Consider the following 234-nt stretch of genomic DNA (forward strand, 5'->3'; position numbering starts at 1 on the left):
GCTGGTAATGGCCGGCGACCTTATCCGCTGGAAACCATGCTACGCATTCACTGCATGCAGCATTGGTACAACCTGAGCGATGGCGCGATGGAAGATGCTCTGTACGAAATCGCCTCCATGCGTCTGTTTGCCCGGTTATCCCTGGATAGCGCCCTGCCGGACCGCACCACCATCATGAATTTCCGCCACCTGCTGGAGCAGCATCAACTGGCCCGCCAATTGTTCAAGACCATC

1 protein-coding gene is annotated in these 234 nt (G+C 56.8%); it reads left to right on the plus strand.

Going from position 1 to position 234, the window contains the following annotated elements; all coding sequences use genetic code 11:
* Positions 1-234, plus strand: a 234-nt coding sequence (locus OGX67_RS00420; protein ID WP_286525592.1) for a transposase, incomplete at both ends; no start/stop codon positions are given.

This window comes from Citrobacter sp. Cf118 (genome assembly GCF_030334095.1).
Classification (GTDB): domain Bacteria; phylum Pseudomonadota; class Gammaproteobacteria; order Enterobacterales; family Enterobacteriaceae; genus Citrobacter; species Citrobacter freundii.